The 19689-nt window shown below is 62.7% G+C and carries 20 protein-coding genes, 1 tRNA gene and 1 pseudogene; 6 read left to right on the top strand and 16 right to left on the bottom strand.

The annotated features are described in order from the left end of the window. The first annotated feature begins 51 nt into the window (after positions 1–51). From ACIPUD_RS20060 to ilvD, 3 genes and pseudogenes are all read left to right on the top strand, one after another. Positions 52–1305 (top strand): DUF1236 domain-containing protein, encoded by a 1254-nt coding sequence (locus tag ACIPUD_RS20060; protein WP_446481416.1) that lies wholly within the window; start codon positions 52–54, stop codon positions 1303–1305. Between the two features lie 362 nt (positions 1306–1667). Continuing rightward, a pseudogene (locus tag ACIPUD_RS20055) lies at positions 1668–1754 on the top strand (ABC transporter permease); the annotation flags it as partial. Between the two features lie 246 nt (positions 1755–2000). After that, positions 2001–3851, top strand: coding sequence for a dihydroxy-acid dehydratase (ilvD, locus tag ACIPUD_RS20050; RefSeq protein ID WP_446481415.1), 1851 nt, complete (start codon positions 2001–2003; stop codon positions 3849–3851). Position 3852: 1 nt separating this feature from the next. On the opposite strand, the gene ACIPUD_RS20045 is transcribed toward ilvD, so the two are convergent. Continuing rightward, complete coding sequence (locus ACIPUD_RS20045) at positions 3853–7269, bottom strand: autotransporter outer membrane beta-barrel domain-containing protein (protein ID WP_446481414.1); 3417 nt, start codon at positions 7267–7269, stop codon at positions 3853–3855. A 508-nt stretch (positions 7270–7777) separates the two neighbouring features. Here ACIPUD_RS20045 and ACIPUD_RS20040 point away from each other — a divergent pair. The 3 genes from ACIPUD_RS20040 (at position 7778) to ACIPUD_RS20030 (ending at position 9870) form a co-directional block, all read left to right on the top strand. After that, positions 7778–8101 carry a hypothetical protein gene (locus ACIPUD_RS20040; RefSeq protein ID WP_446481413.1) on the top strand — a complete coding sequence of 108 codons (324 nt, stop codon included), beginning with the start codon at positions 7778–7780 and terminating at the stop codon, positions 8099–8101. 282 nt (positions 8102–8383) lie between these two features. Continuing rightward, positions 8384–8470, top strand: a tRNA-Ser gene (locus ACIPUD_RS20035). Positions 8471–8634: 164 nt separating this feature from the next. Beyond that, the gene (locus ACIPUD_RS20030) at positions 8635–9870 is read left to right on the top strand and encodes a tyrosine-type recombinase/integrase (protein WP_446481412.1); all 1236 of its coding nucleotides are present in this window, start codon (positions 8635–8637) and stop codon (positions 9868–9870) included. A 58-nt stretch (positions 9871–9928) separates the two neighbouring features. Here ACIPUD_RS20030 and ACIPUD_RS20025 read toward each other — a convergent pair whose 3' ends face one another. The 15 genes from ACIPUD_RS20025 to ACIPUD_RS19955 form a co-directional block, all read right to left on the bottom strand. Beyond that, a complete protein-coding gene (locus tag ACIPUD_RS20025; protein ID WP_446481411.1) occupies positions 9929–10210 on the bottom strand; it encodes a hypothetical protein in 282 nt (93 codons plus the stop codon). Positions 10211–10615: 405 nt separating this feature from the next. Then, positions 10616–11434, bottom strand: coding sequence for a hypothetical protein (locus ACIPUD_RS20020; RefSeq protein ID WP_446481410.1), 819 nt, complete (start codon positions 11432–11434; stop codon positions 10616–10618). A gap of 1 nt (position 11435) precedes the next feature. Continuing rightward, positions 11436–12962: a hypothetical protein gene (locus ACIPUD_RS20015; protein ID WP_446481409.1), complete on the bottom strand. Its 1527-nt coding sequence runs from the start codon at positions 12960–12962 to the stop codon at positions 11436–11438. A 10-nt stretch (positions 12963–12972) separates the two neighbouring features. After that, complete coding sequence (locus ACIPUD_RS20010) at positions 12973–14631, bottom strand: terminase large subunit (RefSeq protein WP_446481408.1); 1659 nt, start codon at positions 14629–14631, stop codon at positions 12973–12975. Further along, on the bottom strand, positions 14592–14930 hold the full coding sequence (locus ACIPUD_RS20005) for a phage head closure protein (protein ID WP_446481407.1): 339 nt from the start codon (positions 14928–14930) through the stop codon (positions 14592–14594). Before ACIPUD_RS20005 ends, ACIPUD_RS20010 begins: the two co-directional genes overlap by 40 nt. After that, positions 14931–15347 carry a phage terminase small subunit P27 family gene (locus ACIPUD_RS20000; RefSeq protein ID WP_446481406.1) on the bottom strand — a complete coding sequence of 139 codons (417 nt, stop codon included), beginning with the start codon at positions 15345–15347 and terminating at the stop codon, positions 14931–14933. Continuing rightward, on the bottom strand, positions 15344–16024 hold the full coding sequence (locus ACIPUD_RS19995; protein WP_446481405.1) for a hypothetical protein: 681 nt from the start codon (positions 16022–16024) through the stop codon (positions 15344–15346). Before ACIPUD_RS19995 ends, ACIPUD_RS20000 begins: the two co-directional genes overlap by 4 nt. Further along, entirely contained in the window at positions 16024–16503 is a 480-nt protein-coding gene (locus ACIPUD_RS19990) for a hypothetical protein (protein ID WP_446481404.1), read from the bottom strand. Before ACIPUD_RS19990 ends, ACIPUD_RS19995 begins: the two co-directional genes overlap by 1 nt. Beyond that, positions 16500–16799 carry a head-tail connector protein gene (locus ACIPUD_RS19985; RefSeq protein ID WP_446481403.1) on the bottom strand — a complete coding sequence of 100 codons (300 nt, stop codon included), beginning with the start codon at positions 16797–16799 and terminating at the stop codon, positions 16500–16502. Before ACIPUD_RS19985 ends, ACIPUD_RS19990 begins: the two co-directional genes overlap by 4 nt. Next, positions 16790–17053, bottom strand: coding sequence for a hypothetical protein (locus ACIPUD_RS19980; RefSeq protein WP_446481402.1), 264 nt, complete (start codon positions 17051–17053; stop codon positions 16790–16792). Before ACIPUD_RS19980 ends, ACIPUD_RS19985 begins: the two co-directional genes overlap by 10 nt. Positions 17054–17515: 462 nt before the next feature. After that, the gene (locus ACIPUD_RS19975) at positions 17516–17602 is read right to left on the bottom strand and encodes a hypothetical protein (protein WP_446481487.1); all 87 of its coding nucleotides are present in this window, start codon (positions 17600–17602) and stop codon (positions 17516–17518) included. Then, on the bottom strand, positions 17599–17754 hold the full coding sequence (locus tag ACIPUD_RS19970) for a hypothetical protein (protein ID WP_446481491.1): 156 nt from the start codon (positions 17752–17754) through the stop codon (positions 17599–17601). The genes ACIPUD_RS19975 and ACIPUD_RS19970 overlap by 4 nt, the downstream gene beginning before the upstream one ends. A gap of 87 nt (positions 17755–17841) precedes the next feature. Next, positions 17842–17982: a hypothetical protein gene (locus tag ACIPUD_RS19965; RefSeq protein WP_446481401.1), complete on the bottom strand. Its 141-nt coding sequence runs from the start codon at positions 17980–17982 to the stop codon at positions 17842–17844. Positions 17983–18042: 60 nt separating this feature from the next. Beyond that, the gene (locus tag ACIPUD_RS19960) at positions 18043–18468 is read right to left on the bottom strand and encodes a hypothetical protein (protein ID WP_446481400.1); all 426 of its coding nucleotides are present in this window, start codon (positions 18466–18468) and stop codon (positions 18043–18045) included. Between the two features lie 58 nt (positions 18469–18526). After that, the gene (locus ACIPUD_RS19955; protein WP_446481399.1) at positions 18527–19678 is read right to left on the bottom strand and encodes a phage major capsid protein; all 1152 of its coding nucleotides are present in this window, start codon (positions 19676–19678) and stop codon (positions 18527–18529) included. Positions 19679–19689 lie beyond the last annotated feature (11 nt).

The raw sequence follows: 19689 nt of genomic DNA, 5'->3' as shown, positions 1-19689 counted from the left end.
CACCCACAGAACGTTCGCGTCTGTTGTTGCGAATTTTCCAGGAGAGGGACCATGCGCAAGCACTTGATGTTATCGACCGCGGCTATCGGACTGATGCTTGCTTCCGGCTTCGCCTACGCCCAGGCGCCCGGTGAGCGAAGGGACGAGCCGAGACGGACCGAGGAGCCGGCGAAAGGTGCCGGGCCGCAACGCGGCGGCGCCCAAGAACGGGTTCAAGAGCGCGCGCAGGGCGCCCAGGAGCGATTGCAGGGTGTGGGCCGCGAGGAGAAGGGCGGCGCTGCCAAGCAGGACGCGAGTGACGACAAGCGCCAGCCGGCCAGTTCTGCCGAGCGCAACCAGCCGAAGTCGAAGGATCAGGCCCAGGAATCTCGTGAGCCTTCGCGCGATCGCAACCGTGAGGCGGAGAGCCCGAAACCGGGACGCGACGGCAAGAACAGCGCCGAGACGAAGCAGGACAAGTCCGCGCCGCAGAAATCAACGGCCGAGTCCGAGAAGTCCAAGTCCGGCACGTCTGGCCAGCAGAACGAGCGCACGGGAGCTGCGGCCAACCAGAACGAGCGCAACCAGACCCAGCCGCCGCGCAACGCGGCCGAGCAGCAGCAGCCGGCGCAACAGAACAACCGACCGGCCACAGCGACCGACACGAACCGGACGGCCCCGACCAACAATGCGCAGACCGCGCCTGCCACTTCAGGCACGCAGACCAATCAAGCCAATCAGACGCCCCAGACCAACACGCAGGCCAATCAGCAGACCCAGGTGACGTCCGAGAAGCAGGTGCGGATCTCCGAAACGGTGAGCCGCGCACGCCTGGCGGAGCCGGAGCGTAATCTGAACATCTCGATCCGGGTCGGTGAAACCATTCCCTCGCGCGTGCGCCTCCACAGGCTTCCGCCCGAGATCGTCGCGATCGAGCCCGAGTATCGGGACTACGAATATTTTTCGACGGGCGACGACGTCGTCATTGTGGAGCCGCGGACGCATCGCATCGTCAGCCAGGTGCCCCGCGATCCCTCACGAGCCCGCGCCCAGATGAGCGGCGGCACCTCATCGAGCATGGCGGCCGCCGGGGGCAGCAATGTGAACTGCCAGATCATGCGGCGTGACGCCTCGGGTAATGTGGCCCAGGCAGAACCCTCGACCGTGGGCTCGACCGCGCGAACGGACTCCCTGAGCGTGACTGTCCAGATGCCCGGCGGCGGCTCGTCCGCGCCGATCGCCCTCGGCGCTCCCGCGGGCAACATCGTGGTCGCGACGCAAGGGCAGGGCGATTGCACGGTGACCATCGAGCCGCAGACGCGCTAGCGCCCGTGTCGGCATAACGACGCCAAAACGACTTCGCGCCGCACGGCTGATCAAGCCGGCGGCGCGAAATCACGTTCAATCTAGAAAGTCCCGAGGTCCGGAGTGCCTAGGAGTCCGGACCTCGTAACCTCGCCCCAGCCTTTGATCCCCCGCCCCATGTGGTCCCCCAACCCCGTGGTGCGCGATCAGAGGGTGATGCCCTTGGAAGGCCGCCGATCGATGTCCCGCGATGTACGCGACATCGGAATAGGATTCCATTCCGGATCACTACGGATTTCATCGCGCTTGAATTTTCGCGGTGCATGCGCCTGCACGCGCGATTGCCCGAAACCAATGCAAGCGCGCGACCGCATGTGGCCCTGATCATGCCGGCACCGGCGACCACCATCGTCGTGACCACGCTGCCGGTCTCCGTGATCGGCGACCGGCTCGATCCCGAGCTGCAATAATTCCGTCAGGGCGGGGCTTGTCCCGACCATCCACGACCTTTCCGCATCAAGAACGTGGATGCCCGGGACGAGCCCGGGCATGACGGCTGAGACCGCCGGTGCCCACGCGCCGGGAGCAGGGGAGCCCTGTCCGGCCCAAGTTCCCGTTGCGCGCGTTCCCCCCGTGCGCTATCCGGCCGGAAAGGCCTGAGGCGGCTTCGAAATTTTGCCGCGCCCGGCCAGCCAAACCCGAGGACGGAAACCGCCATGCCAGCCTATCGCTCCCGCACCACCACCCACGGCCGCAACATGGCGGGCGCCCGCGGCCTCTGGCGCGCGACCGGCATGAAGGACGGCGATTTCGGCAAGCCGATCATCGCGGTGGTCAATTCCTTCACCCAGTTCGTGCCCGGCCACGTCCATCTCAAGGACCTCGGCCAGCTCGTCGCCCGCGAGATCGAGCAGGCCGGCGGCGTGGCGAAGGAGTTCAACACCATCGCGGTCGACGACGGCATCGCCATGGGCCATGACGGCATGCTCTACAGCCTGCCGTCGCGCGAGCTGATCGCCGACAGCGTCGAGTACATGGTCAATGCCCATTGCGCCGACGGCATGGTCTGCATTTCGAACTGCGACAAGATCACCCCCGGCATGCTGATGGCGGCGCTGCGGCTCAACATCCCCGCCGTGTTCGTCTCGGGCGGACCGATGGAGGCCGGCAAGGTCACGCTGCAGGGCAAGACCAAGGCGGTCGACCTGATCGATGCCATGGTCGCAGCCGCCGACTCCAAGGTCAGCGACGAGGACGTCAAGGTGATCGAGCGCTCGGCGTGCCCGACCTGCGGCTCGTGCTCGGGCATGTTCACGGCCAATTCGATGAACTGCCTCACTGAAGCCCTTGGCCTTGCGCTCCCCGGCAACGGCACGGTGGTCGCAACCCACGCCGATCGCAAACGCTTGTTCGTCGAGGCCGGCCACACCATCGTCGATATCGTGCGCCGCCACTACGAGCAGGACGACGCTAGCGTGCTGCCGCGCAATGTCGCGAACTTCAAGGCGTTCGAGAACGCGATGACGCTCGACATCGCGATGGGCGGTTCGACCAACACGGTGCTGCATCTGCTCGCCGCCGCCCATGAAGGCGAGGTCAAGTTCACCATGCAGGATATCGACCGGCTGTCGCGCCGCGTGCCTGTCCTTTGCAAGGTCGCGCCGTCGGTTGCCGACGTGCATGTCGAGGACGTGCATCGTGCCGGCGGCATCATGGGCATCCTGGGCGAGCTCGACCGCGCCGGCCTGATCGACACGTCGGTCTCGACCGTGCACGCGCCGACCATGAGCGACGCGCTGGAGCGCTGGGACATCAAGCGCTCCAGGAGCGAGTCTGTCCGCACCTTCTTCCGGGCGTCGCCCGGCGGCATCCCGACCCAGGTCGCCTTCAGCCAGGAGCGCCGCTACGACGAGCTCGATACCGACCGCGAGAAGGGCGTGGTCCGCAACCTCGAGCACGCCTTCAGCAAGGACGGCGGCCTCGCCGTGCTCTACGGCAATCTCGCGCAGGACGGCTGCATTGTGAAGACCGCCGGCGTCGACGCCTCGATCCTGAAATTCTCCGGCCCCGCCCGCGTATTCGAAAGCCAGGACGCCGCCGTGGAAGGCATTCTGGGCGGCAAGGTCGTTGCCGGCGAGGTCGTGGTCATCATCTATGAAGGCCCGCGCGGCGGCCCCGGCATGCAGGAGATGCTGTATCCGACCAGCTACCTGAAATCGATGGGCCTCGGCAAAGCCTGCGCGCTGGTCACCGACGGACGCTTCTCGGGCGGCTCGTCGGGCCTGTCGATCGGCCATCTGTCGCCGGAAGCGGCCGAAGGCGGCAACATCGGTCTGGTCAGGACCGGCGATCGCATCGCCATCGACATCCCGAACCGCAGCATCACGCTGGAGGTCTCCGACGAGGAGCTGGCCAAGCGCCGCGCCGCGGAAGAGGCGAAGGGCGATGCCGCCTGGCAGGCGATCGGGCGCAAGCGCAACGTCTCGACCGCGCTTCAGGCCTACGCTGCGCTTACCACCAGCGCCGCGCGCGGCGCGGTGCGCGAGGTGAAGCGGCGCTCGCGCTAGATCAGAACGCCCAGGAGAATTTGCCCTTGGCGGCGTGATCGGTGACCGTATTGCCGACTTGGCCGACATACGAAAGCCCGACGGTGACGTTGCGGGCGATCGCGAGATCGACGCCGGCTTCGGCAAGCAGCGAGTCGCGTGCTATCGGCACGCCAGCAATCGTGAACGGCGCCGGCGCGACCTGGAATGCCATCACGGCATTAGGCGTCACGTCGTTGAGCGCATGTTGCCAGGCGAAAGTCGCGCGCGGCATCAGCATCATGTCGCCTGGCAGCGGAACGTAGGTGGCCGCGCGCATACCGAGCGTGGAATAACCGGTTTCGAAGCTTTGCGCTCCGACGTTGAGTGCGGCGACACCGCCGCGCTCCGTTGCCGCGTCGGTGTGCACGCGCACCCAGGCGGCGCCAGCGAACGGTTCCAGCGCCAGCCTGCCGAACGCGACGCCGTAGCCGATCTCGCCGAAGATCTGCCCGGTATTGCCGTCGGTCCGCGAGCTCAGGCGATCGGCGAAGCCGACGAAGTTCGCCAACCGGTCGGTATCGATCGAATGGAACGCAAAGGCGCCGCCGCCGCGCAGGTTGATGCTGCCGAAGCGCCATCCGCCGTAGCCGGCGATGTGGGCGGTGTCGACGTTGGAGGAGCCGCGGCCGTCAAGCGTGTTCTTGCTGCCGGTATAGCCCGCCGCCATGCCAACGCGTCCCATACCGCCCAACCGGGTGTCGACGCCTGTGATGAAGCCGGCAAGATCGCGCCGCACGCTGGCCGCATTGCCATCGCCGTTGAAGGTGCCCCGGCCGCCGAACCCCTGGCCCCAGAACACCGTGTCGGAAGTTAGCCCCTTTGGCGCCAGCGGCGCCTTCGTCAGGATCGGTGATTTGGCATAGCCGAGCGCAGTCTCCATCGCGTATGCGGCGAATGCGGTTTGCGATCCGCCGAACGACAGGGCGGCCATGGAGTCGGTGTCGCCTCCATACGACGCCTGCCGTAGCCGCCCCAGGATCGCGCCGCGCATCGCGAGGCTGTCATTCGCCAGCGTGCCGACCGTCGAGGCGTGCACCTCGCCCGAAAGTTGATCGAGCGCGCCGTTGAGCTGCGGAGACGTCAATCCAATCAGTGGGGAGAAAGCGCTGCTGCCACCGAGAAAGGCGGCATCAACCGCTCCCGCGGTCGCGATCTGGTTGCGCGTGCCGTTGGACAGGAACGGCGAGACGAGCGCCTGTTCAAGCACGAGATAGACGTTGTTGGCGTCGTATTCGATGTGTGGCCGCGTGACGCCGAAATTGCCCGAGATCGCCAGCGCGCCGAAGCTGCCGCTGAGTGTGCCTGCTGCGCTGAGGATGGTGTAGTGCGTGCCCGGCGCGTAGGTCCCACCGGTACCGACTGCGCGGAGCGTGCCGGCGACGGTCGCGTTACCAGTCACATTGGTGCGGTCCGCAGTGACCGAAGAGATCTCGACCACGTAATTGCCGCCGCCGGCGAAGGTGAGATTACCGCTCACCGTGAGCGTGCCGATCGAGTTGCCGGGCGCGAGCGAGCCGCCGGCATTGATGATGGTGGACGACACCGTGCCGATGCCGCCCAGCGTGCCGCCGGCATTCACCGTGACGCCGCCGGTCGAGCTGATGTCGCCGTTGACCGACAAGGTGCCGCCGTTGACCGTCACGAATGCGGTTGTCGTGGACGTTCCAGTCAGCGCCCAATTCGAGGAACCTGCCTTGTCGATCAGCCCCCAGCCGGCTCCGATCTGGCTCGCATCGAATGTGTTCGAGCCGGTGCCGGAGAAACGGATCGTATCGGAGCCGCTGCCGACGACTTGGCCGGTGAGCGTAGCGCCGGGCCCCTGCATCTCCAGCAAGCTTCCCGGGCTGCCGAATCGCACGGCTTCAAAAAAACCCGTGATCGCGCCGCCATTGACGATCGTGGTCGCGCCGGTGGCACGGACACCGCCGGCTCCGCTGATCGTGCCGAAATTGTTGATCGTGTTGTTCGTGCCGCTGATCGTGATGCCGTAGAACTGAGAGCCGGTGACGGTCGCGCCCGCCGCAATGTTGATGGCGGCGCCGCCGCTGCCGGATGCGGTCGCCGCGATCCCCGGGGTGAGAAAGCCGGCGGCGCTGCCGCGGACCGTCCCGGCGGTCACGTTCACGGTGATACGCCCGTCGACCGCGTTGGCGACGATGCCGCCGCCCTCGGGGCCGTTAACGATGCCTGATGCCGTGATGCTGATGTTGCCGCTTCCCAGCGTCACAGCGTTGATGCCCTTGAACGAAGCATCGACGGTGCCGCTGCTCGTGACGGTGATGTCGCGAGAATTGGCGGCGTTGAAGATCACCGCATTGATGCCGACGGCGCCGCCCGTGATCGCGCCAGCCTGGTGCACGGTCACGGCACCGGTGCCGCTCGTGCTGGCGTCGATACCGCTCGCCGCCGGATCGGTGAGCGTGATCGCGCTGCCGGACGCCGTGCTGACCGTGACGGACCCCGATCCCGTCGCGCCGATGCTCGCGTTGATACCGTAGTTCGTCGCGAAGATCGTGCCACCGGTCTGATTGACTGTGACATCGCCGCTGCCGGGGGCGGCGAACGCGGACGCGAAGATGCCTATGTTGAACGAAGTCGCAGTGCTGGCGCCGCCGATGGTCGCATTCGACGTCACGGTCATGGTCCCGGTGCCGAAGACGTCGAGACCTCTGGCCGCCGTAGCGCCGCTCGCGTTGACGATGGCGCCGTTGCCGGTCAGTGCGAGGGAGACGTCCCCGCCGCTGATCGTGGCGCCATCGCCGAAGGACGACAGCGTTGTCAGCGAGCCTCCGTTCAGGGCCATGTTGATCGAGCTTGCAGCAATGAGCTGCATGGCAGTCGATCCCTGGAAGTTCGGCGTGACGGGTGTTCCGCTCGTCCCGATCGTGATGGTGCCGGGCCCGTTGGTGTTCATGTTGAGGCCGATTCCGGCGTTGGCCGTGTTGCTGGCGCTGCCGTTGCCTGAATAGACGATGTTCCCGGTGCTGGTGCTGATGTCGAGCGCGTGCACCGCCTGGATGGTGGTCACCGCACCGTTGTTGACCACGTTGATGCCGGCGCCGTTCGCGCTGACCGCAAGGCCATAACCGCTGACCGTCTGGCCCGTATTGATCGTGGCGCTCACGGGCGCCGCGCTGAATGCCTGCGAGCGGTCGACCGACGACGCCGTTGCAGCGTCGGTGTTCGTCGTGTTGGTCGTGACCGTGCTGTTGCAGGTGACCGTGTTGGGACCAGCCGTGACGGCGCAGGCGGCGAGCGCGCTGCCGGCATGCCCGGCAATGACGGCAATGAATGCGCCCGTGAAGGCCGTGCTGGCGAGCAGGGCGCGCCTGTTGCCGAGCGGGAGCTTGCCGCTCAAGGCGCGCTTGGGGCGCCGTGACACTGGTCGATGATGCATCCTTCCATCCCCTGCCGGCGGATTCGCTTAAGTAACGGGCGTGATTCCCGACTACGAATTATGGCAAATCCGGCTGCGGGCGTCAGCAGGACGCGATGCAATCAACGCGCGAGAAATGCACAAGATGCGGTCACGCCCGGGGCTTTTGGCGGGTTTCCGGCGAGTGTGAGCCGGCGGCAACGATAATCCGCACCGAGAGCGGCCGGGCGCGAGCGGCAGCGGAAGGCGTCTAAGCGGGCGTTGCGGATGCGCTAGGGCGGCCTGTGATCGGCGAACCCCGACCATTGCTCGACCGATCGACAGGCGCGCCCGGATGGTCAACGAGTCCTTAGCGGCCGGCGCAAGCCGGCCGTTTGCATTAAGGATGCCCCGATGAACTTCGGCAGCTCAGAATTTTGCGGCGTATACTGCCATCGATCTTCGCAAATCCGTTTCGGGCAATTGGGGCACCACAATAATGTCTCGCACTCTCGCTGTCGTTTTCTCAACAGTCGTCGCTGCGATTTCAATGGCCGGCGCGGCTTCCGCCGGCTGCTACAATTGCTACACGCCGCCGCCGTGCACGACCTGCTACCAGCAGCAATACGTGCAGCCGCAATACCGCACCGTCGACGAGACCGTGATGGTGTCGCCCGGCTCCGTCGTGGCGCACCGCGCACCGGCGCAGTACCGCACCGTGATGGTGCCGCAGACCGTGATGGTGGCGCCGCCGAGCGTCCAGTACGAGCGCATCCCGCCGCAATACGCCACGCGCCAGCGCGTCGAGATGGTCCAGCCGGGCTATTCCTATTACGCCCCGGTGCAGATGAACTGTGCCTCCTGCGGGTACTGAGCCAAGCTAGCTTACGAAGAATTCAAGCGGCGCTCCCAACGGGGGCGCCGCTTTTCTTTGCAGCCAGCAAACGAGGCCCGGAAACGGAGGCGACTCCAAACCGGGCCTCGCAACCGGCGACGCCCTGGGAGATGTCGCCAGTGTCCGGGATCGCCGAGAGGGCATAGGGTAAGGGAACAGGCTGACGCTCGCCTGACAGATCCGATGTCGGGGAAGGGGCGGGCGCCAACTTCGCGTTGCCATGCGCCGTCGACTGCGTTAAGCGACAGCAATTCCGAACTTGGAAGGGTGGCCGAGTGGTTTAAGGCACCGGTCTTGAAAACCGGCGTGCCCGCAAGGGTACCGTGGGTTCGAATCCCACCCCTTCCGCCCGTTCCCATTTCCCAGCTAGTCCCGATTGATCCAAAACCCCTTGATATGACGCTGGTTTTCGGGCCTTCTATGTCCCGAACGGTCCCAGCGCATCCCTCCAAATCCCAGCAAAAGCGGGGTATCGAATGGGGTACCCGGGACGCGAATGGGGGTATTTTCCGATGCTGACGGATACTGCGATCAGGAAGGCGAAGCCTGGCGACAAGCCCTTCAAGCTGGCGGATTCAGGCGGGCTGCACCTGTATGTCTCGACGGCAGGCGGCAAGCTGTGGCGCTTCCGGTACCAGTACGCCGGCAAGGAGAAGTTGCTCAGCATTGGCCCATACCCGGACATCAGCCTCGTAGATGCCCGAGCGGCCCGCGACGCTGCCAAGGCATCGTTGCGCGTCGGTCGCGATCCCGGCGTCATCAAGAAACTGCGGAAGCTCGCCAACGTCACCAGCACTGCCAACACCTTCGAGGCAATCGCGCGGGAATGGTACGACCTGAACAAAGGCCAGTGGGTCGAGCGCCATGCCGACGATGTACTCACCAGCCTAGAGCGCGAAGTCTTCCCTGTGCTCGGCAACATCCCCGTTACGGACATCAAGGCACCTGAGGTCTTGGCGGTGCTGCGGGGCATCGAAACCCGTGCAAAGGAAACCGCCCGTCGTATCCGGCAGCGCATGTCTGCAGTTTTTGTTTACGCGATCAGCTCAGGCCGTGCCGATGCAGATCCAGCCGCCACGGTGCAGAAGGCCATGGCGCCGATGGTCAAGGGACGCCAACCAGCCATTACCGATCTAGATGCGGCCCGCGAGATGTTGGCGAAAGCCGAGGCCGAGAAAGCGCATCCCGCCACCAAGCTGGCCTTGCGAATTATCGCCCTGACCGTCGTTCGGCCCGGCACGCTAATCACCACGCCCTGGTCGGAGTGGACCGGCATGGAGGAGGGCGTCTGGCGCATCCCTGCGGCGCGCATGAAGCTCCGGCTGCAACACAAGGATGACGACGCTCGGGACCATTGGGTGCCGCTATCGCTTCAAGCCCTAGAAGCCATCGAAGCACTGCGGAGCCTGACCGGCCGTGGTCCGATTCCCTTCCCGAATACCCGGCACGCGCACAAGCCGATGTCCGAGAACGCCATCGGCTATCTGTTGAACCGCGCGGGGTACCACCATCGGCATGTACCGCACGGTTGGCGGGCGACTTTTTCTAGTGTGATGAATGAGCGATTTCCGGCCGACAAGCCGATTATCGACCTGATGTTGGCTCACGTTCCGAAAGACAAGGTCGAAGGTGCATACAACCGCGCCCAGCATCTGGAACGCCGCCGAGAGTTGGCGCAGGAATGGGCGGATTTGATCCTAAAGAATGCGCGGCCCGCCAAGGATCTGCTGGTCGGGCCAAGAAAATAGCCCGCGCCCGGTAGGGCACGGGCCGAATGTAACGCTGGCTTTACATTTCAGGCGCGCTCTATTCAGCCGCCTGTAGCACCACCACCGACCGTCTGGCTGCAACCTCCGCACGCTCGTCATCAACCAGTTCGTCGGCGTGACCGAGGGCCTCCTCAAGCTCCGCCTTCACGTGGTCAGCGGTCCAGAGCAACCTGTTGACCATCTCGGTGGTGATCTCCTCCTCTGTCTCGCGAAGGTCGTAGAGCAGTCTGCGCAGGACCTCAAAGCCGTCGCGTAGGTGGGAAATTTCGGCAGCGACCCAGGAGCGGGTGGGTCGGAAGTCGGTGGAGTCGGTGGTCATTGGTGAAGCTTTCAGTGCGGCTTATCAAGGCCGTAGCCGGTGTCAGACCGGGTAGCCGGGAGTTGATAACCTGCGAAAGCGACAGGCGGCTCGCGCTTTTAAGGGTTTCCCCTCTGGACATGGCGCGGCCCTCCCGGCCATAATGGCCAGGTTGGAGCGCACGCCAATGCGCTGCCGTCATTCGACCGCCGCCCCTTCGCTGCCAGGCGAACGGGCAATTCCTACCAGGGAAATGCGGTCTGTAGCTTTCGTCCGGGTTATCAAGCCCACGGACACTTTCACATGATTCGGTAAAAAATCCACCCCTTCTTTCGGGGCGCTTCGGCGCGCGCCGCGCCCCTCCCGCCATGCCGCCCAATTAATCGGCGCTTGCCGGGTTGGGGCATGAAGTCTTGACGCTGCCCCTCACTTCCACCAGCGCCGCGTGCCCTTAAGCTCGCGGCGAAACGCCTTCCAGTCGGTATTGTGTTCTGGCGCAATAACCTCGCCAACCTTGTCGGCGGGCCACCGATGGACCACACGTTGACGAATGCCACCTGCATCAATTGACGTCAGCAACGCATGGCCGCCCACCTTTGACGTCGCTGGCAAACCGGGCCGCAGTGGTTCTTCGCGAAGGCGCTGCATCTGCAGCATGACAACCATGTCGACTTCGGGATCGAGCGTATCCGCCAAGGTCGTCTTGGACGCCTTGAACCCGCATTGCTCGCCAGTCAGCCCGGCAGCGAACGGCGGATTCATGATCACGTCGTCGAGCGGCACCAGTTTGAACGGCTCGTCAGCCACCACGGCCCCTTCGCCGAACTGGGCCTTCTGCTTTTCGTGGGTCTTATGCCAATACTCCAAAGAGTCTGGCGGGATGCAGAGGATCGAATAAGCCTCAGGCCGGTTGCGACCTTCGGACCAGCCCACGATATAGATGCGCGTGTCTGGAATTCCACCTCCGTTTTCGGTCAGCAGACTTATATTAGCGAGGTAGATCTTCGGCATGGCTTCTTCCAAGCCGGCGATCATTTCGTCAAACGACGAAAACCGTTTAGTGAACTCAGCCGCGGTGACGATGTTGGCCAGCGACGGTCCCATACAGGCCACGGCTGCATTGAGCGACGGAAGCGCCCAGCATTTGGGCGATACCTCTACAACGACGCCTTCCTTGTTGTAGGACAGTCCGTCCGTCATGATGTGAACGGCGCGCTTCTGAATGGCGATGTTTACGGCGGTCATGTTACTTCACCTGAAATATCAATGAGTGAGATTCGGTTGATCGTAGAGCATCAGCCACATCCGGATAAAGATCCTTGAGCTGCTGGGCGATCTGAACGTCGCCCGGCGACAAGAATGCAGTCTGTTGACCGCGCGAGATGTCGCTCGCAACCTTCGCCTTAGCTAGCGCCTCAGCTGCAAGCCCAGCATCCTGCGCCAAGTCCTGAATGCTGTCGCGAACCTTATCGGTAATCGGAATCCCGGCCAACCGAGCCGCGTTCAGAAGCTGCGCCTCGGCCTTGGCCTCCTCTGTCGCAGCCGCTCCCTTACCCTCCGTTTCCGCCAGTGCGTTTGTGGTGGCAACATACTTATTCAGGGCCTCTGTAGCGCGATCATATGCGTCTGCGGATTCGTCACCGTCCTTCCGCTTCGGCAAGTGCGCAGCATTTGGATCGGCACTGTTGGCCGACGCCGGGCGCGCACTAGGCGTAGGCACGCCGCCGGGAAATGCAACTTTCGACTCCGCCTCGGCCGCAGCCTTCAGCATCTCTGCCGCGAGTTGCGCCTTGGCGCGGATAAGCTCCAGGCCCGCAACGATCTCAAGATTCTCGGGCTTTCCGGAGGCATTCAGGTGCTCAATTGCGCGGGTGATTTGGTCGACATCTTGCGGCAAGCCTCGCATGGCCTTCTGCATGATGTCCGCCGCATCAGCCCACCGATTGAACGTTTCCTGCCCGCTACCTGGCTGGATATTCTGCGAGGCGAGTGCCGTCTTAACTAGATCGTTGGCTTTATCGATCAGGTCATCCAGCCAGCCGCCAATGTCAGACGACACCGACTTAAACTGCGACGCAAGTTGCGCGGAGGACTGCTTCCACGCGCGATCAAATGCAGCAGCCTTGGCAACGGTGGCCCCATCAATGATAACGCCGGCAGCTTCGGCGCCCTGGGCGATGTCCTCAAACGACTTGCTGCCATTGCGCAGCGCTTCAACCCAACTCTCTGACAAGCCGAGCATCTGCGCCGCCTTCGTTTTCTCCGGCATGGAGTCAAACTTGGTGAGAAGGCCGGCTGCGATCGTCAGCAATTCGTTTAGGCTGATTACCTGCCCATTGCGGTCCTTGTACTTGATGTTGTTCGCATCAAGTAGTTTGGTCAGCGAATTCTCATTCTCCTTGGCATCGGACAGCAGCGATGCCACCTTACGCAAGTCGTTGACAGAGTCCTCGGAGGAAACTCCGCCTTGTCCAGCAGCAAATTGGATTTTCTGGAATCGCTCTGCCGTGAGCCCGGTGAACTCTGCGTTCTTCTGCAGGTCTGCAAGCTGGCTGTTTACTTGGGTGATCGCGGCAAGCAGACCGCCCACAAGACCAGTAACACCAGCCGCCGCGGTGCCGAGTGAAGCGAACCCACCGGCGGTGGGGTTGAGACTGGCGAACGATTGCTCAATTCGGCTTATGGCGCTATCCGCCATATCACCAGCCTGATTCATATCGCTAGCGAATTGATCTAGCTTCGCACCAAGTTGCACGACGAGGTCGTTGGACACTAATAATCTCCTAATTAAAAGCCGCGACGGCCTCTTGCCAGTCGTCGGAATCATACAAGCTCGAAACCGCCGCACTGCCGCCAGCGCTGGCCCGATTCACAGCCATGGCACTACTCACGGCGCCGTCTATGCTCAGCCATTTTTTCTGTTTGGTGAATCGGACGATGTGACCGGCCGCGTTGGTCTCCGCTTCCACGTTCGCGAAACAGAATCGCAGCACAGGGTGGCCACCGTGCTTGAACTTGCGCCCGATAATCGCGCGCTGCAATTCGGCGATGGCTGGCATCATCGATAGGCTGCCTTGCCTGTGCTCGATTGCAGGTAAGCCATCCTCCAGCAAGTTATTGAGCAGGTTGCGCGCCATGGCAGGATCGCAAGCAATCTCCTGCACGCTGAAGCGCTCACACAGTTGCCGGATGCATTCCTCGACGCGGCCGAAGTCAATAACGTTGCCGGGAGTCGCTTCAATTAGGCCGCGTGCAGCCCAATCAAGGTAAGTCGCTCCAGTTGCCTCTTGCCGCTCGCGCAGATTGTCGGTCGGGCAAAAGAAGAATGGCACGACGATGTAGTCGTCGCCATCACGGAAGCAGGCAATAATTACGCTAAGGTCAACACTTGAGCTGAGGTCGACTCCGAGCCAGCACGGTGCGCCTTCCAGCGCCGCCATATCGATCTCGCCAGCGCCTTCGTCGTAAGTCAGCATGTCGACAAATGGAGACGACGAACTGTCCTCCCAGATGTTCAACTTGTACCGCTTCAGACTGCTGCGCTCGGTCGGATTGTCTTGGGCACGCCTTACGTGACGGCGAAATCCCTCAATAGAGGGATAGCCGTGCGGACTACCCGGATTGACGCGGCGCCAGACTTCCTCGCTGGTGTAGTCGCAGTCCGGCTCTGCCTCGAACAGCACGGGCAATGTTGAAGGGTCGATAATCTCGCCACGCGCGATCTTGCGCGCGCGGTCGATTACCTCAAATCCGATATTGTCTGTACCGCGGCCCGCGGTAGTGGTCACAACCAGCAAGCTGTTATCGATCTTGTCCAGCCCATTTGTTAGCACCTTCCAAAGGTCAGTGCCGCGCCACACATGGATCTCGTCGACGAGACAAAACGCTGGCGTACGCCCTTCGGACGATGGCGCGTCAGCAGAGATAATCTCAAGCTCGGTGGAGTCCTTCAGGTAAACAATCTTCTTCGCGCTGTTGAAAGCGTCGTAAACCTTTGTTGCTCTCACGAGCCGCTTGTCGGCCTGGACGATGCCGCGCGCCTCTTTGAACGCGATACCTGATTGTTTTTTGTCACAAGCCGCCAGGACGCATTCACTGCCGGGCATGCGCTCAGGTCCGAGCGTCGATAAAATTGCGAGCGCGGCACCGATGCTGGTTTTCCGGGCGCCTCTAGGAACTAGAATAACGACGGTGTTGACGATGCGTCGTCCGTCCTCATGCCGAGGTCCGTAAATGGCGCGAACAATACGTTCCTGCCACGGATCAAGCTGGAACGCCTTGCCGGGCAGGGTGCTCTTAGGGTGCTTCAGCCTCCGAAGGAACGTAACGGCTCGCTCTCCGAAGCCGAGAGGGTCGGGGATCTCCGAGCCGTCATAGATCCATGTCGGGTATGTGCTGGCGGTCACGACTGCTCGTCGCTCTGCACCAGCAAATCGCACCATTGCAGTCGCGGGTCAGGGGTGATTGCGCGCACGTTGTACTGCTTTCCAGTTCGCACGTTGAGCAGACGCGACGTTGAATCGGCAGTCACAAGCGCAGCCTGGTAGCGGAGCGTGAAGACGATTGTCTCGATGCCTTGAAGACGTCCGGCCAAAACAGTTTCGGACGCTTTCAAGACCTTGATTGCCGCGCGGGCTGTCAGCTGCGGCTGCCAACTCTGCGTGGAGCCGCCAGCACCGTCAGGCACCGTTACTAACGCCAGCAGCGTTACCTTTTCCGTGAGATTTCCTGCCGCCGTCATTCAGCTCACCGCCAGGGGGTTGTCATCACCGTCATCACCATCTTCGGTGGCACCTGCCTTGTTGCGGCTCTTCGGGGTCAATCCCAATTCCGACGCCCACATTTTGCTGTTGGTGGTTGCTTCCCGCAGCGTCGAGAACGCGGGATTGCGCTTCAGCTCGCCCAGCCTGTTTTCAACATAGGCGCCGTGCTCGGCGATAGCCTCGCGCGCATCGACGATATCGGAAACCGCTTCGCAGAAGCGCTCGGCAGCATGAAGGTCGGCAGGGCTAAGCACGCGACGTTCCACGAGCACAGGCATGATCCTACGCCATTCGGCCTTAGCCGCATCAGAGAAATGCCTCGGTGGCTTCGGTACGGCGCGGATGGCGTTTGCGGTAGGCTGGGGCACCGCTTTACGGCCTGCCTGGTGTTTCATGCAGCGACCCGCTCGCCAACCACGTCAGGCCAGCGATGGATGATGCGAGAGGTCACTGCATCCCGCGTGACAGTTGTAAGCTGCGCAAAGCCGCCGATAAAGCACGGCTGGCGCCCCGCCTCAAAGTCACGTCGGGCAATCTCACGCTGCGCCGTTAGCGCGGCAACCGCATGGCCGTCCAGGCTCGCTGGCGCCACAGTCAGCGCCTGTCGGATCTCACGCTCTTCGGCCTCGCTATTGCAGGGGCACGGATTGAATCCGCGCGGCATCTCGACGATTTGCCATGGCTGAACGATCTGCTCGCTGGTTATGGGCGCTGAGAGGGTGGTGATCCGAAATCCGGTTGGCCCATTGCTCTCGGAGATGCCGATCACCGAGACTTCGAACGGGCTGCGGTGGCCAAGCTCTGCCAGCCTCTCATCAAGCTCCATCAGCGTATCGCGGATCTTAGCCCTAAATTCATCGAAGTCCCGAGCAATCATCGTCGACAAAGCAAGCGAGACCGCCTGAAACACCATGAAATGCTCGGCCCGAATGGTCGCAGCAGCCTTCAGTTGGGGAAGCATAATGACCTTGTTGCAGATCGCGGTCACCGTTTGATCTGCTGTGTCCCACACCAGCGAGTCTGAGATAAGATGAGCGCCATCTGACGCCACAATGATGTTAGCCGCCGACATTAACAAAAATCCTCGAATTGAAAGTTGACCATGCGCACGGCGCTGATCTGAAGCGAGCCGCCAATTGCGAGGCCCGCACCGATGGCCGTGCCCACGCCAGCCGATAGCGACAGGGAAGTGGCAATTGCGCCGCCCAATGGACCAGCAAAAGCCGCGACGGCGATCAGCGCCACTAGGCCGATAACTTGCTTTGCCCCGCCGTTGCCGCCGAGCGGATAGGAGACGAACCGCACAGAGTCGCTGACGCGGATGCGACGACGTCTCCAGTCTTTGCGCAGCACCGCCTCGCCATTAATCTCAAGGATGGTCGGCAAGCCTTTTTTGAACTGCCAACCATACTTCCGATCTCGCGTGGCCCAGCCAGAGCGGCGCAGAAAAGCCGTCACGGTCTCCCGCGCCAGTGGCGCAACACGCGCAACCTCAGCGCCTGGCATGACGACATGCAGAACGGGGGTGCGGGCGCAGGTGGTCGGCTTCATCCGAAGGCCCAGCCTCTGACCTGGTTAAGCAACTGCTGCGCGCCGTAGGGGACTTCGTGCAGCGCGTCGGGCGCGGTGGACTCGCGGTTCTGATACCAATCCGCGGCGAGTAGCAGCACCGCCTGGTTGACCGTGTCGGGCACGGTCTCTGGCGGGTCCTGTGCCTCTGGGTCAACCGCGAGGAAGCCGCGGACGTACTCGTCTGCCGCGTCCAGATAGTGCTGAAGCGCGTCATCTTCATCCCCGAATTCGGTGCGGACCTGGGCCTTTAATTGGGCGAGGGTGGCTAGCGCCATCGGTTGGTCTCCAGTGGGGTAATCGACGGCTGGTCGGGGGCGCCATTGCTGCCCTCAATGGCTGCAACAAAGTCCTCGACCTCGGCAACCCGGCCGGCAATGCCGTCAACTTTCGTATGGCCGTCGGCCAGCGCGGTCTCGCCGCGAGAGCCAACTGACTCGATTTTTTCCATGAGCTTGCCGGCACCGTCCTCTAGATTGTGCTCAAGCAGCGCCATCGCTTTTGCGAGGCCCCGAAACTTTGGCGTAGCCATCTTCTCAATTATCTCCGAAGGAAATCAGCCCTATGGCCAACGCGATCAAGCGCTTACGCCCGAAAACAGGCCCCGAGGAAATCAGGGATCAAGCCGCATGACGGTCGGACCTAATTTAAAGGATGATGAAAAACAGGCCTATCTTGCGCGATGGTTGGCCGCCGGTTTCCTGGCAATCGGTCAAAGTCTCGGACTGCCCGGGGGTGGCACCGTCAGCTAGCAGCGCGCGGGCTGTGGACGTTCCAGCCGAGAACGCCTAACACTGTAGCCTCAATCCAACCACGCATCAGCGCGCCTCTATGCGCCTTACGTGAGGGACGCGCATCAGGGTGGTCATGCCTTCGTCATCCTCGAATGAGACCACGAAGCGTGGTGTCTCATCATCACCAACCACACCATGCACGACGCACTGCACCCACTCGCGACCGCATCGGATCTCGGCGTCAAACTGTTCAATGGATATCACTGTTCGTCTCGCTGCTTGTGCCGGTTGTGACAGGGCGAGGCACATAGTGCCTGCCAGTTGCTGCGGTCCCAGAATAACTTCATATCGCCGCGATGCGGAATGCGATGGTCGACAACGTTTGCGGGTCCACCGCAACGAGTGCAGCGTGGATTGGCAGCCAGGTAAGCAGCGCGAGCCTCGCGCCATGCTTGACCATATCCGCGAGCTTGTGCCGTAGGTCGGCGCTTATCGGCATCAGCTTTCCTCTTGACGCTGCATTCGCATCGCTGGCCTGCCTGTACGACGCGATCGCAGGTACATAAGCGCGGTGCGGCGAACGGCACTAAAGATCACGATTGAAAACAAAGCGCCAACCAGCAGCCTCAAGGGCATCGACGATCTCAGCGGCAAGCGTCTCGTCAATGTCAACATGGCGCTCAAGAACGGCGTCGATGATCTGCGATGGTGACATGATTTCCGTCATGATTGACTCCGTATCGGGAGACGGCGGGGGATTCCAAGGTCGCGGAATCCCCCTTGCGCATTACTGCGGCGGGTTAGCGGTCGGCACAGACGCAGCGCGACCGAGCACCCACATGCCAGCAACGAACAGGTTGCCAGTGTTGTTGGCGGGCGTGATGGTGGCGCGAATGTAGCGCTTGTAGCCGATGTAGCCGAGCTTCCGACACTCGTTGTCGTCATCGAAACGGAAGCCGGCCAGCGCCTCGGTGCCGATCATGTCCTTGTCATCGACGGCAACGGCACCGGCCATGGCGGAATCGTTCGACTCCTCCAAGAGGACCGTGAACGTGGCGTCGGCGTCTGACAGCGTGCCGGTGTTGAAGGCCAGCAGCGCCGAACCATAGCCGTAGGTGTCGAGGATCGCCGAAACTTGTGCCGTATTGTCGACGACAGCGGCGCCGGGATTGAAGGCGGGCTTGAAGTGAAGATTGTTCGCGAGATCGCGCATATGAATTCCTTTGAATGAGAGGTGGTGGGCGGCTACGGAGCGCAGCCGCCCAAAATGATTAGGAGACCGAGATCTTGAGCTTGCGCAGCGACTCCGACTTGCCCACGCCGCCGGCCACACGACGACGACCGTGGAATCGGGTCATGCCGTTGGTCGCCTGGGTGTAGGGGTCGCGGAGGATCGACAACGCGATGCGATCGAAGATGCGATAGCCCTGCGAGAAGTCACCGAAGACCACCGGGGTGGCGTTGGCGGCAACATCCGGCAGGTCCGGGGCTTCGACCACCGGACGACCCAGGATGGTCGTAACCGGCGTATTGTCGAGACCCTGAATGTTGACCAGATAGCGGCCCTGACCGTCCTTGAGCTTGCGGATGGTGCCCAGCGTGGTCGCGTTCATCATCCACACACCGTTGGCGCGGTAGGGCGCTTTGATGCCGTGGAAGAGGTCGATGAGAGCATCAGCCGAGGACAAGGCGCTTGCGGCACCGGACGGGGTGTAAGCGACCGTGGTGTCGTTGAGGAAACCGGCCGGCGAAAGCGTGCTCTGGCCGGAGACGAATGCCTTGCCCTCTTCGAAGCCGAACTCTTCACCGAACTCATAGGAGAGCAGGGCGCCGATATCGAAGGTCGAGTCCTCCAGCATGGCGTTGCTGACGTCGACGTACGCTGCCAGTTCGCACACGGCATAGCGGGACTGGCCGAACGTAACGCTCGTTTCCGGTCGCGGCTGCGTCTCGCCAACCCATGCGGCGGTCATGCCACCAGTACGCTTCGGCCAGCGAACCTCCGGCGAACCAGTCGGGAGAACGCGGGCCACCTGGCGCACGGGCGAGAACAGCACGACGTTGCGATCAAGCTCCGTCGAGAACTGGTCGGGAGCGAGATAGCCGCCCGCGGTGTCATCGCTGACCCGCAGTGACTTCACCTCATCGGACTCGAGAGCTTCCTTGCCCTTGCGGATGAAGGTATTGAAGGCCTTCGCCTCCAGCTCTTTCGCCTCATCCTTGGATTCGGAACGGGACATGGACGGGCGAGCGATCTTCGCCTCGGCCGCAGCCAGACGCTTCTCGATGTCGGCAACCGGGGCGGTCTTTGCGTTGACGTCCCTGGTCAGCGCGTCGAGCGCGGACTTGATCTCGGCCGCGCCTTCAACTTCTTCGTTGTCGGCCGCGTTCTTGGTCTCAAGATTACGATAATGGAAAGACATGTATTTTTAGT

Source organism: Bradyrhizobium sp. CAR08 (assembly GCF_052871955.1).
This window is presented reverse-complemented; position numbering and strand designations above follow the sequence as displayed.